Origin of the sequence: Bradyrhizobium sp. NBAIM01, from assembly GCF_020194115.1 — a bacterium.
In the GTDB taxonomy this organism is placed as follows: Bacteria; Pseudomonadota; Alphaproteobacteria; order Rhizobiales; family Xanthobacteraceae; genus Bradyrhizobium; species Bradyrhizobium yuanmingense.
On the sequence record NZ_JADYVU010000006.1, the window covers coordinates 37,873 to 52,960 of the forward strand.

Below are 15,088 nucleotides of genomic sequence, written 5' to 3' on the forward strand. Positions count from 1 at the left end.
AGATACTTGGACAATTCTAAGTGCCAGCTCCCGCCAATGTTCGTCGCGCACCATGATCTGTTGCAATGTCACGCATCCGTCATGACGTTGTTCAAGCGATGTTGATCTCACATGCCTGTAATGACGCGCGCGCCGGCTTGGTCGGCGACTTGAAATGGTTTAGTCAATCGGGGTAACGCGACGATTAGAGCGTAGCTCCCAATGATGCCCGCATGCCTCTCCGACGACTGGACCTTTTGCCCGGAGCGAGAGGACATTTCAGCTGAGTTCACGCGGCTGCTCGCGGCGGCCCAGGAGGGCGGCGCCACGATCGCGGAATGCCTGATGATCGCGCGGCAGCTGAAGCGCGGGGACGACCGCTCCTGGCACCGCGAGTGGAAGAAGCTGGCGCAGACCAATCGGCAGCGCGCGGAGACCGCGTTCGCGGAGGGCCACCGCGCCAGTGCGCAGCGCAATTGGCTGCGCGCCATGAACTATTATGGTGCCGCAGCGATGCCGCTCGATCCCGCCGACGAGCGCCGCTGGGTCGCCGTGCTGGCCATGCAGGAATGCGCGCGCCGCTATCTCGCCGCGCGCAGCCCGGCCGGCGAGGTGGTGACGATACCCTGGCTCGACGGGCACTCGCTGCAGGGATACTTCCTGCCCGCGCCATCGGGGAAGGAGCCGGCGCCGACCGTGATCTGCATCGGCGAGCCCGGCCACCGCAAGGAAGAATTTCTGTTCAAGCTCGTGCCGCACGCGCGCGAGCGTGGCTTCTCGATGCTGGCGCTCGACCTGTTCGGCGACCAGCGCGACGATTTTCTCGAGGCGCTATTGCGGCGCCAGGATCTCGAGAGCGCGATCCCCGGCGTCATGGATTATCTGGAGATGCGGCAGGACGTCGATTTCGCGCGGGTCGGGATCATCGCCGATGGCTGGGGCTCGTCCTTCGTGGCGCGCGCGGTGCTGCAGGAGCCGCGGCTTGCCGCCGCCGTCTGCGACGGCGGCCTGTGGGATCTGCACGAGCGGGCCTTTTTCGCCAGCCGATTCGCGATGAGCGACGTCAGCATCGTCCCTGTGCCGCATGCGCCGCTGATGGCCTCCAGCGCCGACTGCCCGGTGCTGATCACGCTCGGGGAGGACGGCTGGCTCAAGGCCGACCGGGCGCGTCAGCTCGTCCGGAATTCCCGGCTCGGCAGCTCGGATGTCACGCTGAAAGTGTTCACCGCGGCGGAGACCGGCGCCGCGCAGGCCCATGCCGACAATCCGAGCCTTGCCAACGAATATATATTCGACTGGCTGGAATCGCGGCTCCGTGGCGCGGGGCGGATCTAGCGGCGAGCCGTCAGAGGTCCAGGCTGAGGCGGACGCAGGCCTTTTCCAGCCGGGTCTTCAGCGTCGCGAGCTTGGTGGTGAATTCGGCGAGCTCGGCCTCGTCGAACTCCTGGAAGACGAATTCCTTGATGGTCTTGTACTGCTCGTTGAGGCTCGCCAGGTGCTTCTGCGTTTTCTCGGTCAGGGATAGCCGGACCACGCGCGCGTCGGTCGGCGAGGGGCGGCGGCGCAAAAGGCCCTTCTTCTCCAGCAGCTTGGACTGGGTGGTGACGAAGGACGGATCGACGTGGAGGAGCTTGGACACGACGTTGACCGGAATGCCGTCGTCCTTGTCGAGGTCCGAGATGGCCATCAGGATCAGCCATTGCGGTCCGCTGATGCCGAGCGTCCTCGCCCAGAACTGACGCAGCTCCTCGAGATACATGTTGATCGACGATATCTCCCAGGTGAATCGCCTGATGATATCCAGGTTGCCGATGGTGCGCAGGCGCGCGCCTTCCTTCCTCGTCGCGGACACAGCGTCACTCCCGCAAGCTGATTCTCTTTCCGGCTCATTTTCGGCGGGCATAGTCCACGCAACTCTGCTCTGACGCAAGTGCAGAGCAGGGTAATGGTGTCACGAAAACTACAAATATGACCCGATCAGGCTTTTTGGCTCAACACCGGTGTTGCGTTGCGGCCACAGGGTTAGTGAAACCACAAAGCTGATCTAATAAACTATTTTGATTAACGGAACGGCGCGGGCATATTGATCCCGACGGTGGGGGGTTCTCGATCGTCCCGTTGCAGGTGGTTCGCTCACGTCCCTCGCGAATGCAGGTACGTCCGAAAACGCGAAGCGGCCGAGCGGATTTGATGAAGAGACGGGGATCTGGGGGGCCTCACGGTCCGGTCTCCGTGAAATGAGCAACTTGGAGGTTTTAAATGAAAGTGGTGAAGAGCCTTTTGCTCGGCACTGCGGCGGGACTGATCGCCGTTGGTGGAGCTCAGGCGGCTGATCTTCCGGTCAAGGCCAAGGCAGTCGAATACGTGAAGATCTGCTCGCTCTACGGCGCGGGTTTCTACTACATGCCGGGCACCGATACCTGCATCAAGTTTGGTGGTTACATCCGCGCTGACATGCTTCTCGGCGGCGGCGGCGACTATGGCTTCAGGAACAGCTCGAGCAGTGTGAACGGCGGGTCCAACAACCGTCTGACCAACTACTACTACAGCCGCGCTCGTCTGGACTTCAACATCGATACCCGCACGGCGACCGAATACGGCGTTGTTCGCACCTACGCCGACCTGGTCGTCAGCTACGACTCCACGAACGTCACCGGCAGCAACCCGTCGGCGTTCTCGACCAGTTCGGCCTCGCTCGGTCTCTACCATGCGTTCATCCAGTTCGCGGGCTTCACTTTCGGCCGCACGGTCTCGATCTTCGACGCTCCCTGGCAGAGCTATCCGGCCGGCGGCCCCGATACCCTTCCGGGCGGCTCCAACCACGTCAACGGCGTGAACCAGGTTGCCTACACGGCTGACTTCGGCCAGGGCATCACTGCTTCGTTCGCGCTGCAGGACGAGACCTCGGCGAACAATGGTCAATCGAACCTCTGGAACGTGTCGTCGGGTACGGCGGCGCAGTTCGTGACCGGCGTCTATGGCGCCAGCGCCTGGGGCGGCACGCGCATGCCCGAGGTGATCGGTCAGGTTCGTGTCGACCAGGCCTGGGGTCTGGCGCAGATCTCGGTCGCGGCCCATGAGCTGCATTCAGCCTATTACGGCGCGACTGAAGTCACCGGTCATCCCTCCGACAAGTGGGGCTGGGCCGTGCAGGGCGCCTTGTCGATCAAGAACATCCCGACCGGCGCGGGTGACGTCATCAACCTGCAGGCCGTCTACACCGACGGTGCGACCCGCTACAACTTCCAGAGCCTGTTCCCGCAGAGCTTCTTCATGTTCAGCGGCAGCGGCAACGGCGCGTATCAGAGCACCGGGTTCGCCGGTCTCGCCGACGGCGTGTTCGGAACCGGTACCGGCATCGATACCGTCAAGACCTGGGGCTTCCGTGGCGGCTATACCCACAACTGGAGCCCGAACTGGGCCAGCGCCATCTACGGTGGCTACGCCCAGCTGAAGTACGGCAACACGGGCAAGGCCCTGATCTGCACCAACTTCGCCGCAATCGGGTTGGCCGGTTCGACCTGTAATCCGGACTTCAACTTCGCGGTGGTCGGTGTGAACACCGTGTGGACCCCGGTCAAGGGCCTGGCGTTCACTGCCGACTTGAGCTGGTCGCGTCTGGACCAGAAGTACTCCGGCTTCATCGCGAGCCCGGGCATTGCCAGCGCTGCGAAGCCGGCGGCCGTGTACGAGCTGAAGGACCAAGACTCGGTGAGCATGCTGCTGCGCGCTCAGCGCAACTTCTGATCATCGATCGCGCAAATCGATCGGAGACCCCCGGCGGGAAACTGCCGGGGTTTTTCATGGCAAGAGTTTCGGAAAATCGAATGCCGTTGCGGAACACGAAGGCGAGCCATGCGATTCCGTCGCGTCAAACTTATTTACTTACTTGAGCTACTAAGCTATATCACTGCCAGCCAGATACGAAAGTTGCGGCTCTTAGCTTCATGCTAAGCCTCCAGAAACCTCCGGCGATGCCCCGCCGGAGGTTTTTTGTTGTCCAGATGCCCGCAACGTCAGCCGCGTATCACGCGGGTGCGCGCCGCCGGCCGATAGGCGAGGCGGCTGTGGCCGGCGCAATAGGGCTGGCCGTCCGGCGCCGTGTTGCCGCAGAAGCAGAAATCGGCTGCGCCCGGCGTCGAGATCGGCCAGCGGCAGCGATTCTCCGACAGCTCCAGCAACGAGCAGCGGTTGGCCTCGTCGATTGGGCCGGCAAACACCGGCGCATCGGTCTCGCCATAGATCGAGGCGAGCATCTCGTATTGCAGCCGCGGCACGGCCTTGCGCATCCGCGCCGGCGCCAGGCCTTTGTCCTGGACCTTTCGGTCGTCGACCGTCCGGCCGCGCGTCAGATTGAGCCGCGACAATTTGCCGATCACCGCGTTGCGGCTGACGCCGATGTCGGCGGCGATCTCGCGACAGGAGAGGCCGGCCTCGAAGTGCTGCTTCAGGAGTTCGATTCGTTCGTCGGTCCAGGTCGGTGAGAGAACAGGCATTTGTCGGCGATCCCAGGTTGCAGATGTCGGCCATCCGCGGTCTCGAGATCCGCCCGCCTCACGTACCGGGTGCGCTCACGTCCTGCCATTGTCGCGGATCGACAGAAGACCGTCCTTGATGGCGAGACGGATGCCTTCCTCGATCAATGTCCGTGCGACGCCGGGAACGCTGGTGCCGTGGGTGCCCTGTCTCACCAGCTTCTCCAGATACGCGATGGTCGAGAGCGCCAAGGTTACGGGAATGCGGTCAGTCTCGGCTTTTTCGGTGGCCATGGCCCGAACGCTAGCCTCTTACTCGGGTACATAAAAGTAACGATTAAGACTCTATTTAGGTTCGGGGGTGGAAGTCAAATCAGCGCTGGGGCGGAAGCTCACGTGATTGGAATCGCTTGAGAATCGGACACATCACGACGCGCCGCCGGGAAAACCGGGCGGCGGCGTGATGTCGGCAGGTCAGGAAAGGGCGCGGCGGCTCAGCCGTGCACGATCGCCTTTTCGATCATGCAATGGATGCCTTTGGCGCCGTTGACGGTCTGGGTCACCCGGAGATCGGCGGCGAGGCTGCACAGCGTGTAGGCATCCTCGCGCGACAGATTTCGCGTTTCGCCGAGCAGCGCGATCATGTCGCGGAGCGCGCGCACCACGCATTGGTCGAGATCGGGGTCCATCGCCATGGTCATGTAATGCGTCGGCGTCTCGGCGCGGGGGTAGTCTAGCTTCAGGTCCTTGCGCAGCGTCAGGCGGAAGCGGCCCTGCAGCGCGGTCTCGATCGCGGTGACGCAGACCTCGCCGTCGCCCTGCACGCCATGGCCGTCGCCGCAGGAAAACATCGCCCCCGGCACGAACACCGGCAGATACAGCGTCGCACCGGCTCCTAGCTCCTTGTTGTCGAGATTGCCGCCCATCGCGCGCGGGATCAGCGAGGAGATGCGGCCCCAGGCTGGCGGCGGCGATACGCCCATCACGCCGAAGAACGGCTTCAGCGGCAGGTCGAGGCCCCACGGCATGCGGCCGACCATCGTGGTACGGTCGAGCGGAATGTTCAGGATCCGCGTCTCGTGGAAATCGTCGGGCAGGGTGCCGGACAGCGGCTTGATCATGTTCCAGCCCCAATCCTGCCGGAGCTGCACGTCGAGGATCTCGACCGCGAGCACGTCGCCGGGCTCGGCCCCTTCGACCGCGATCGGACCGGTGAGGATGTGGCCCGGCAGCAAGCGCTCGCTCCTGGCATGAACCTCGTGCATCTCGGGGGGAATGTGAAACCTGTCGCGATCAGGCAGCATGTCGGGACCGCCGCTGATGGTGTCGACCGTCACCTCGTCGCCGCTGGCCACGGTGAGGACGGGCTCGAGTGCGGCTTCGAAGAAGCCCCAATGGCAGGTTTCGGGGCTGGAATGCAGGTGATGATGGGTCATTTGCCGCGTCCGGTTGGTTTGATCGGTCCGGGCTTGACCCGGCGATCGATCCTCTTTCAAGAAGGATTTCCGAACAAGGCCGTGCCGGCCAAGCCCGCGCATGGCAGGCACGATCATTCCAGCGAGGCTCCTCTGTTTTTCGCTCTCTCCAAGACCATCGGCGTCGCGCTGCTGCCGATCAATCTTCTGGTCGAGCTCGGAATTGTGTCTGTCGTGCTGATGGCGACGCGCTTTGCCGCGTTTGGCCGCCGGCTTGCCGTGACCACGCTGGTGCTGCTGGCGCTCGCGGCGTTCTCGCCGCTCGGCAATCTCTTGATCTACCCGCTGGAGTCGCGCTTCCCGGCGTGGGACGCCTCGCGCGGCGCGCCCGACGGCATCATCGTGCTCGGCGGCTCGGTCGACACCGATCTGTCGGCGGCGCATCGCACGCCGGTCGTCGCGCACGCGGCCGATCGTCTGTTTGCGCCGGCCGAGCTTGCGCGCCGCTACCCCAATGCGCGCATCGTCTTCACCGGAGGCTCCGCGAACCTGGTGTCGAGCGAGGCCAGGGAGGCCGACTATTCCGCGCCGATCCTGGAGAATCTCGGCATCGCGAAGGACCGCCTGATCCTCGAGCGTAACTCCCGCAACACCTGGGAGAATGCGATCTTCACCAAGCAATTGGTATCGCCAAAGCCCGGCGAGCGCTGGCTCCTGGTGACGTCGGCCTTCCATATGCCGCGCTCGATGGGAATCTTCCGCAAGGCCGGATTTGACGTCGAGGCCTATCCGGTGGACTGGCGGATGGGGGGACGTGAGGATCTATTCTCCTTCACCAACATGGGCGCGGACGGCTTGAGACGAACCGAAGTTGCGGTGCGCGAGTGGATCGGTCTTACCGCTTACCGTCTGATGGGCAGGATCTCCGAGTTGCTCCCGGGACCGGGCAGGGACTAGAACAAAGCCGCAAAACAAGAATACGCGGCGCACCATCGCCGGCGCGGAGGAAGCCATGCAACAGCAGAGTACGGACAGGATCGACCTTGCCGGCCTCGTCGCCGATCTCAACAGCCTGCTGCGGCTGAAGACGAACGTGATCGGCATGAAGCTGTTCGCGAGCGTCGCAGAAATGGAGGCGATCCCGAAGATCCGCCGCCCGAACGCAATTCACACCACCGATCAGATTGTCAGCATGGCCGCGCGCCTGGGCTGGACCGTCGGCATCACCGCCGACGATCTCGTAGGCGCCCAATGCCGCGCGGTGATCGGTCTTGCGCCGCAGGACGAGAAATGGCTCGCCGGCGAAAACTATGTCGGGGTCTGGCACGGCACGGCGGAGGACGCGCGCAAGCGCCAGGCGGCGCTGGACGTGGTTCCGTTCGGGCACTATCAGGCGCTCGCCGTCAGCCCGCTCGCGAGCGGCCGGCTCGATCCTCCCGATATCTGCCTCGTCTATGCGACGCCGGGGCAGATGATCATCCTGATCAACGGGCTGCAATATACCGGCTACAAGAAGTTCGAATGGGGCGTGGTCGGCGAGACCGCCTGCGCCGATTCATGGGGGCGGGCGCTCAAGACCGGGGAGCCCAGCCTGTCCTTGCCATGCTATGCCGAACGGCGCTATGGCGGCGTGCCGGACGAGGAGATGCTGATGGCATTGAAGCCCTCGCATCTCGCCAAGGCAATCGAGGGCATGAAGGCGCTGGCGAAGAACGGCCTGCGCTACCCGATCCCGCCCTATGGCATTCAAAGCGACGTCCGTGCCGGCATGGGCGTGAGCTACGCGAAGAAGTAAAGGCCGATCATGAGCTCTGCGAAATTCGACATCGTCGTCTACGGCGCGACCGGCTTCACCGGCCAGCTCGTCGCCGAATATCTGGCGGCGCATTACAAGGACGACAAGGCGCTGAAATGGGCGATGGCGGGCCGCAGCCTCGACAAGCTGAAATCGGTGCGCGATGCGATCGGCGCGCCGGCCGACACGCCGCTGATCGTGGCGGATGCGTCGGATGCAGCGTCGCTGAAGGCGATGGTGGCGCAAACCAAATCGGTGATCACGACGGTCGGCCCCTACCAGTTCTACGGCGAGGACCTGTTAGCTGCCTGCGTCGCTGCGGGTGTCGATTATTTCGATCTCTGCGGCGAGCCGGTCTGGATGCGGCAGATGATCGACAAGTACGAGGCTGCGGCCAAGGCGAGCGGCGCGCGTATCGTGTTCTCCTGCGGCTATGATTCCGTGCCGTTCGAGCTCGGCACCTTCTTCGTGCAGGAGGAAGCCAGGCGCGTGTTCGGCGCGCCGGCCCCGCGCGTGAAGGGCCGCGTGCGCGACATGCGCGGCACGTTGTCAGGCGGCACGGCGGCGAGCGCGAAGGCGACCTTCGACGCCGTCGCCAAGGATCTCAGCCTCGTCGCCATCCTCAACGACCACTTCGCGCTGACGCCTGATTTCACCGGCCCGAAGCAGCCCAAGGGCAACAGGGCGGTCTTCGAGGAGGACCTGCAATCCTGGGCCGCGCCGTTCATGATGGCGCTGATCAACACCCGCAACGTCCATCGCTCCAACATGCTGATGGGCTTTCCCTACGGGAAGGACTTCGTCTACGACGAGATGGTGCTGACTGGCCCCGGCGAGAAGGGTGAGGCCAACGCCAAGCGCGTGATGGCGGCCAATGCCGAGAAGACCGGCCCGAACGCGCCGAAGCCGGGCGAGGGGCCGTCGAAGGAGGAGCGGGAGAACGGCCTGTTCAACCTGCTCTATGTCGCGATCGCCCCCGACGGCCGCATGGTCCGCGCCGGCGTCACCGGCGACCGCGATCCCGGCTACGGCTCGACCTCGAAGATGATCTCCGAATGCGCCATCTGCCTGCTGCGCGATGCGAGCGACGTTCCCGCCGGCTTCTGGACGCCGGGCGCAGCGATGCAGCACAAGCTGATCAAGCGGCTGCAGGACAATGCCGGGCTGACGTTCAAAGTGGAGAGCTAGGTTGGCTCTCGTAGGGTGGGCAAAGGCGCAACGCGCCGTGCCCACCATCTCTCGGTGGTGGGCACGCTGCGCTTTGCCCACCCTACGGCACCGTCTCTGTCACGCCGCCCGCGCATCGTACGCGTACATGAAGTCCATGCCCTTGGCGCCCAGCGGCAGCAGCCATTTCAGCATCTGATTGCGCATCCAGGCGCCGGTGGCGCTGAACTCGCGCTTGTTGTTGCCGTTGCGGCGGGCGATCGCGACGATCTTCTCGGTGCGCGGGCGGCGCTCGGCCTCGAAGGCCTGGAAAGTGGCGCCGAGCTCCTGGCCCTCCTGCATCAGCCGAGCAAATCGCATCGCGTCCTCCAGCGCCAGCGAGGCGCCCTGGCCGGCATGGGGGCTGGTCGCGTGCGCGGCATCGCCGATCAAGAGCGAACGCTTGCGCGACCAGGTCGGCAGGGTCGCGACGTCGAGCGTGTCGGTGACCACGATGTTCTCGGCCGCTTCGATGATGGCGGGGATCGGATCATGCCAGCCGTGATGGAAGCTGCGCAGATGCTGCTTCAGCGTCGCATGGTCGAGCGCGCGGAACGTCGCCGCGTCCATGCCGTGCGCCGGCTGCGTGCTCCACCACATCACGCCGTCTTTTCGATCGGAGCTGCAATAGCCATAGCCGAAGAAGCCGCTCTGTCCGAAGGTCGTTTCGACGTGCTGGCCGATGGATCTGCCGTCGAGCACGGCATGCGGCACGAAGCCGCCGAAGCCGATCAGGCCGGTGTCGAACGGCTGCGGGCCGTCAGGCACGACCTGGCGGCGCACGACCGAGTGCACGCCGTCGGCGCCGATCAGGAAGTCGCCTTCGGCGGTGGTGCCGTCGGCGAAGTAGGCGATAATCGGCTGGTCGCCGCGATCCTCGATCTTGATCAGGCGTTTCTCGAAATAGAGCGAGACAGAGGCGCACCAGGCCTTGTCGATCAGGATCTCGTTCAGCGTGGCGCGCGCGATGTTGACGGCCGGCTGGCCGAAGCGCCGCGCCAGGTCGCGGTTGATCGAGCCGAGCTTCTCGCCGCCCTGCGAATAGAAGTTGAAGGCTTCCGCGACCGAGCCGCGGTCGATCAGCTGCTTCGCCAGCCCGATCTCGTCCAGGACATGCATGCCGTTCGGTGCGATCTGCAGGCCGCCGCCGGTCCCTTTCGAATAGGGCCAGGCCTCGTAGATCGCGGATTCGATGCCGGCGCGGCGCAGCAGGATCGCGGCGACGGGGCCGGCGATGCCGGCGCCGATAATCAGCGCCTTGCGGGGACGGTGGGCCATGGCTTGCTCCCGACGTTTCCGTGGTGCTAGGAGAAATTACGGTCACTAAATATCTTAGTGACTAAGATATATATTGTCTAAGAGATGAGGTGGGCCTTGTCAAGGACGAAGGCGCGCGCTGCGCTGCTGCAGGAACTCGAGGACGCCATGCGCAGGTCCTCCGCGCAGGGCGTGCTCTACGGACAGACCGTTGCCAACGTTGCCGGAATTGCCAATTCCGATCTCGAATGCATGGACATCCTGTATCTCGAAGGCCGCGTCACGGCAGGGCGGCTCGCCGAGGTCACCGGCCTGACCACCGGTGCCATCACCGGTGTTGTCGACCGGCTCGAAAAGGCGGGCCTGGTGCGGCGCGAAAGAGACGAGAAGGATCGTCGCAAGGTCTTCATCACGGTCGTGCCGGAGGCGATCGCCGGCCTCGGCCAGTATTACGTGCCGATGCAGCAGGCGATGGAGAACGTCTGCAACGGCTATTCCGACGAGGAATTGCGGCTGCTGCTTCGCTTCTCCAATGAAGCATACAAGGGCACGCTCGCGGCGACCGAGGCACTGAAAGGTCTGCTCGACACGCCGCCGGAAAAGCGGCCGGATCTCAAGCTGAAGAAGCGTCCTCGCCGGACCTGAGCTTGTAGGCTTGCGCGGCTGCGATCATCCCCCACACTGCGCCCAGCATCATCCAGAAGTGCCGCCAGTGGTCGGTGTCGATCACGAAGCTTTCGCCGACGGTGCCGAGGAAGGCGGAAAAGATCGCGAGGTAGGCGCGCTGCCACGGCACACGGATGAAGACGTGGCGGAAACCCATGATGACGGTGGTGAAGACCAGCGCGGGATAGCACACGCCGGAGAGCCAGCCGCCGGACATGAAGGCGTTGAGGTAGGAGTTGTGGGTGTCCTCGGGGAAGTAGCGGTTGAATTGCAGTGGACCGATGCCGAACGGCAGATCGAGCGCCATCTCCGCACCCAGGATGTGCCGGCCGAACCGGCCGAAGCGGCCTTCGTCATAGCTCTGGCCGAAGCTCGCGCGCTGCTTGAACATCTCCGCCGTGGAATCGAACGACAGCAGCACGGCGATCAGCGCGAGGCCGAGCACCGCGGCGACGATCGCCATGATGACGATGCGCGAACGTTGCGCATTGGTGTGGCTGGTCAGCACCATCAGCGCCAGCATGAAGGCGGAGGTCAGCACCAGGCCGCCCCAGGCCGCACGCGAGAAGGCGAGCAGGATCGCCAGCGACATGATGCCGAAGGCGATGACGTTGCGGAATGCCTTGGCCAGTTTATCGGAGACCACGCTCTGAAGCGCGAACAGCGCCGGCAGGATCAGGTAGGCGCCGAGCACGTTCGGGTCCTTGAAGGTGCCGCGCGCGCGGCCGTAGAGCGTCAAGAGCTCGTTGCCGCCGGGAACCAGGTGGAAGTAGCCGGCCATCGCCAGCAGCGAGGCAATCATCGCGCCGACCACGAGGCCGCGGCGCAGCATGTCGAGCCGGGCCTCGGTGTCCTCGGAGATGACCATAGCGAAGAACAATACGGTCACCGCCATGTACCAGGAGGTCGCGATCCAGCTCACCACCTCCGTCCGCTCGTACAGCGGAATCGCGCTGATGGTGTAGCCGACATTGAGCAGGATCAGCATCAACAGCAGCGGCATCAGCACGAGACGCAGGCGCAGGCCGGTGGCGAAAAAGGTGACGGTCGCGAGCAGCGTCGCGATCTCGTAAGGGCTCGGCTCGATGAAGACGATGGCGCCAGAGGCGCCGACCAGCCACACCAGCGCGCGCTGCAACGCCAGCACGCCGGGCGCGGCCGTTGCGGCTGCGTTCACTCCACCGGCTGTCGCCGCATACGCCATCACACGCTCATACGCTTACGCAACTCATGCGCCACAACACAGCCGTCATCGCCCGGCTTGACCGGGCGATCCAGTACTCCGCGGCGCCTATCGTGGAAACCACTGGCGCTACGGAGTACTGGATGCCCCGCCTACGGGGCATGACAGAGAAACTCAATACGCGTTCTCGTTCTTGGTCAGCAGCGAGATCGGCGTCTTCAGGAGAATGACGAGGTCGAACAGCACCGACCAGTTCTCGATGTAATAGAGGTCGAACTCAACGCGCTTCTGGATCTTCTCTTCGTTGTCGATCTCGCCGCGCCAGCCGTTGATCTGGGCCCAACCGGTGATGCCCGGCTTGACGCGGTGGCGGGCGAAATAGCCGTCCACGGCTTCGTCGAACAGCCGGCTCTGCAGCTTGCCCTGCACCGCATGCGGGCGCGGGCCGACCAGCGACAGATTGCCTGAAAACACCACGTTGAAGAGCTGCGGCAGTTCGTCCAGGCTGGTCTTGCGGATGAAGCGGCCGACGCGGGTGACGCGCGGATCGTTCTTGGTCACCACCTTCGAGGCGGTCGGGTCGGCCTGATGGTGGTACATCGAGCGGAACTTGTAGACGTCGATGCGCTCGTTGTTGAAGCCGAACCGCTTCTGTCGGAACAGCACCGGGCCGGGGCTGTCGAGCTTCACCGCGAGCGCAACCAACGCCATCACCGGCAGGGCTGCGAGCAGCGCAAGGCTGCCGACAATACGGTCGAACAGCCATTTCATCACCAGGTCCCAATCGGTGATCGGCGCCTCGAACACGTCGAGCGTCGGCACCTCGCCGAGATAGGAATAGGAGCGGGGCCGAAAGCGCAGCTTGTTGGTGTGCGCGGAGAGGCGGATATCGACCGGAAGCACCCAGAGCTTCTTCAGCATCTCCAGGATGCGGGTCTCCGCCGAGATCGGCAGCGCGAACAGCACGAGGTCGACGCGGGTGCGGCGGGCGAACTCGACGATGTCGTCGACCTTGCCGAGCTTGCGCGCGCCGGCGCAGGTGTCGAGCGCGCGGCTGTCGTTGCGGTCGTCGAACACGCCGAGCACGTGGATGTCGGAATCCTCCTGCGCCTTCAGCGCCTCGACCAGCTGCTCGCCGTTGCTGTCGGAGCCGACGATGATGGTGCGGCGGTCGAGCCGGCCCTGGCGCGCCCAGGCGCGGACCAGCGCGCGCAGCACCAGGCGCTCGGCAACCAACGCGGCGAGTCCGAGGAAGTAGTAGGCGGCGAGCCACAGCCGCGAGATTTCGCTGCCGAACTTGGCGAAGAAGGAGATGCCGATGAAGAGCAGGAAGACGAACGACCAGGACGAGATCATCCGCGTCATCTGCCGGAGCTGACCACGGAACAGCTGCACCTGGTAGATGTCGGCAGCCTGGAAGCAGACCACGGCGGCGATGGCGACGGCGATGACCTCGGCTGGATAGATCCAGCTGAACGCCCCCGCGAGCGGCATGACGTAGCCGAGATAGATTGCGATGCCGACGAGGCTCAGCAGCGCGAAATCGGCAAGGCGCACGAAGCCGGCGATCACGATCGGCGAATAGGCGCGGGCGACCTTCTGGTTGACGACGTCGAGCGCGGCAGGCGAGAGCCGGCGACGGCGCTCCACGAAGGGCTGGTCAGCAGGCTTTGCCGCAGCGCTGGCCGCGGCATCGAGCATCGAGCGTGCGTTGAGCGGTTCCACGGGCGTTCACGTCCATTCCAGAACCCGCGGCACGGCATTGCGCGCCCGGGCAAGCATACCCTGGCGCTTCGATTATCGAACAAATCGGAAGATTCTCTAAAGCTGGACTTAAGGATGGTTAATGATTGGCAAATGCGTCGCGATAGCCGGCGAGCACGCCCTCGACCATCGCGGCTTGCGAGAAGTGCGCCGAGATGCGCTCGCGCAAGGAGAGTGCGCGTTGCGCGGTGGTTTGCGGATCGTCCAGCGCTGCGGCGATCGCCTCCGCCATGGCCTCGGGATCGCTGGGCGCGAACAGCGCGGGGCTGTCGACGCCCAGGATCTCGGGAATGCCGCCGATCTTGGATGCGATCATCGGAATGCCCGCGGCGCCGGCCTCGATCACGACGTAAGGCATGGAATCGCCGCGCGAGGGGACGACCAGCAGCCGCCCCTTGGAGAAGCCGTAGCGCGCCTTGACGTGACCGATGAAGCGGATGGCGTTCGCCAGGCCAAGCCGCTCGACCTGCGCCTTCAGCGCGGCCGTCTCCTCGCCGTCGCCGCCGAGCGTGAGCGTGACCTTCTTGCCGCCCTCGTGCAGGCGCGCCACGGCGTCGACCAGCAGGTCGGCGCCCTTGATGTGCCTGAACTCGCCGACGTAGCAGAGGTCGGTCGCATCTTCGGCGGTTATGACCGGCTCGAATTCCTCCGGCGTCACGCCGTTGAAGACGCAATGCACCACGCCCTTGGGCATGCCGACGATGCGCTGATAGGTGTCGCGGGCAAAGACGCTCTCGAACAGGAACAGGTCCGTCGAGCCCATCAGCGCGCGTTCGAGCCGCGCGTAGAACTCGCCCTTGAAGGTGTTGAGCGGATAATGCAGCGAGCCGCCATGCGGGGTGTAGATCCGGATCGTGGCGTCCGAGCGCCGCCGCATGCGGATGAAGGCACCGGCCTTGGCGCCGTGGCCGTGCAGCACGTCGGGCTTGAGCGTGGCGATGAGCCGCCGCATGCGGAGCCATACCAGGACGTCATCGGGCGACGGCTCGCGGCGGATCGCCATGCGGTGGACGCCGAGCTTCAGGCGCGGCGCAAGCTCGGTCAGCGCCTTGTCGGCGCGCTCGCCGCCGGTGAGGCTGTCGGCGAGGATGCCGACATGATGGCCGCCGTCGACCTGGCCGTTGGCGACGTCGAGGATGTGGCGGAAGATGCCGCCGACCGGAGCGCGCACGGCGTGAAGGATGCGAAGCGGCCGGTCGGGAGAGGGGGGCATGATCAAAACCAGCTCGACGGCGACTTGCCGAACAATTCTCACGAAATAATCGAGATGGATTAAGGGGCCTCGTGGTTAACAAACGGTGACGGGACGACGCGAGCAAGGCGCGTGTCGTCCCGATTAACCCAGCGG

Annotated in this window: 14 protein-coding genes; 6 read left to right on the forward strand and 8 right to left on the reverse strand. The window is 64.6% G+C overall.

Going from position 1 to position 15,088, the window contains the following annotated elements; genetic code table 11:
- Nucleotides 1-201 precede the first annotated feature (201 nt).
- Entirely contained in the window at nt 202-1,314 is a 1,113-nt protein-coding gene (locus tag I6F31_RS20510; RefSeq protein ID WP_036010398.1) for an alpha/beta hydrolase, read from the forward strand.
- 10 nt (nt 1,315-1,324) lie between these two features.
- Here I6F31_RS20510 and I6F31_RS20515 read toward each other — a convergent pair whose 3' ends face one another.
- Complete coding sequence (locus I6F31_RS20515; protein WP_036010395.1) at nt 1,325-1,831, reverse strand: MarR family transcriptional regulator; 507 nt, start codon at nt 1,829-1,831, stop codon at nt 1,325-1,327.
- A gap of 407 nt (nt 1,832-2,238) precedes the next feature.
- On the opposite strand from I6F31_RS20515, the gene I6F31_RS20520 reads away from it, so the two are divergent.
- Nucleotides 2,239-3,726, forward strand: a complete 1,488-nt coding sequence (locus tag I6F31_RS20520) for a porin (RefSeq protein WP_036025433.1) — start codon at nt 2,239-2,241, stop codon at nt 3,724-3,726.
- Between the two features lie 269 nt (nt 3,727-3,995).
- Here I6F31_RS20520 and I6F31_RS20525 read toward each other — a convergent pair whose 3' ends face one another.
- The 3 genes from I6F31_RS20525 to I6F31_RS20535 all read right to left on the reverse strand — a co-directional run bounded on the left by I6F31_RS20525 (nt 3,996) and on the right by I6F31_RS20535 (nt 5,890).
- A complete protein-coding gene (locus I6F31_RS20525) occupies nt 3,996-4,475 on the reverse strand; it encodes a GcrA family cell cycle regulator (RefSeq protein WP_225147196.1) in 480 nt (159 codons plus the stop codon).
- Nucleotides 4,476-4,550: 75 nt separating this feature from the next.
- Nucleotides 4,551-4,748: a hypothetical protein gene (locus I6F31_RS20530; protein ID WP_024341172.1), complete on the reverse strand. Its 198-nt coding sequence runs from the start codon at nt 4,746-4,748 to the stop codon at nt 4,551-4,553.
- Nucleotides 4,749-4,948: 200 nt separating this feature from the next.
- On the reverse strand, nt 4,949-5,890 hold the full coding sequence (locus tag I6F31_RS20535) for an acetamidase/formamidase family protein (protein WP_225186023.1): 942 nt from the start codon (nt 5,888-5,890) through the stop codon (nt 4,949-4,951).
- A gap of 168 nt (nt 5,891-6,058) precedes the next feature.
- On the opposite strand from I6F31_RS20535, the gene I6F31_RS20540 reads away from it, so the two are divergent.
- From I6F31_RS20540 to I6F31_RS20550, 3 genes are read left to right on the forward strand one after another with little or no spacing between them, the layout of a single operon-like run.
- A complete protein-coding gene (locus I6F31_RS20540; protein ID WP_036010382.1) occupies nt 6,059-6,826 on the forward strand; it encodes a YdcF family protein in 768 nt (255 codons plus the stop codon).
- Between the two features lie 55 nt (nt 6,827-6,881).
- A complete protein-coding gene (locus tag I6F31_RS20545) occupies nt 6,882-7,664 on the forward strand; it encodes a DUF169 domain-containing protein (RefSeq protein WP_225147195.1) in 783 nt (260 codons plus the stop codon).
- Nucleotides 7,665-7,673: 9 nt separating this feature from the next.
- Entirely contained in the window at nt 7,674-8,852 is a 1,179-nt protein-coding gene (locus I6F31_RS20550; RefSeq protein ID WP_225125136.1) for a saccharopine dehydrogenase NADP-binding domain-containing protein, read from the forward strand.
- Between the two features lie 99 nt (nt 8,853-8,951).
- Here the strand turns inward: I6F31_RS20550 and I6F31_RS20555 are convergent, their stop codons facing one another.
- Complete coding sequence (locus I6F31_RS20555) at nt 8,952-10,148, reverse strand: FAD-dependent monooxygenase (protein ID WP_225186024.1); 1,197 nt, start codon at nt 10,146-10,148, stop codon at nt 8,952-8,954.
- A 147-nt stretch (nt 10,149-10,295) separates the two neighbouring features.
- On the opposite strand from I6F31_RS20555, the gene I6F31_RS20560 reads away from it, so the two are divergent.
- The gene (locus tag I6F31_RS20560; protein ID WP_050995948.1) at nt 10,296-10,772 is read left to right on the forward strand and encodes a MarR family transcriptional regulator; all 477 of its coding nucleotides are present in this window, start codon (nt 10,296-10,298) and stop codon (nt 10,770-10,772) included.
- Here the strand turns inward: I6F31_RS20560 and I6F31_RS20565 are convergent.
- From I6F31_RS20565 to I6F31_RS20575, 3 genes are all read right to left on the reverse strand, one after another.
- Nucleotides 10,741-11,997: an O-antigen ligase family protein gene (locus I6F31_RS20565; protein ID WP_225147192.1), complete on the reverse strand. Its 1,257-nt coding sequence runs from the start codon at nt 11,995-11,997 to the stop codon at nt 10,741-10,743. The genes I6F31_RS20560 and I6F31_RS20565 overlap by 32 nt on opposite strands.
- A gap of 153 nt (nt 11,998-12,150) precedes the next feature.
- Nucleotides 12,151-13,701: an undecaprenyl-phosphate glucose phosphotransferase gene (locus I6F31_RS20570; protein WP_225186025.1), complete on the reverse strand. Its 1,551-nt coding sequence runs from the start codon at nt 13,699-13,701 to the stop codon at nt 12,151-12,153.
- Nucleotides 13,702-13,819: 118 nt separating this feature from the next.
- Entirely contained in the window at nt 13,820-14,953 is a 1,134-nt protein-coding gene (locus I6F31_RS20575) for a glycosyltransferase family 4 protein (RefSeq protein WP_225186026.1), read from the reverse strand.
- Between the last annotated feature and the right edge of the window lie 135 nt (nt 14,954-15,088).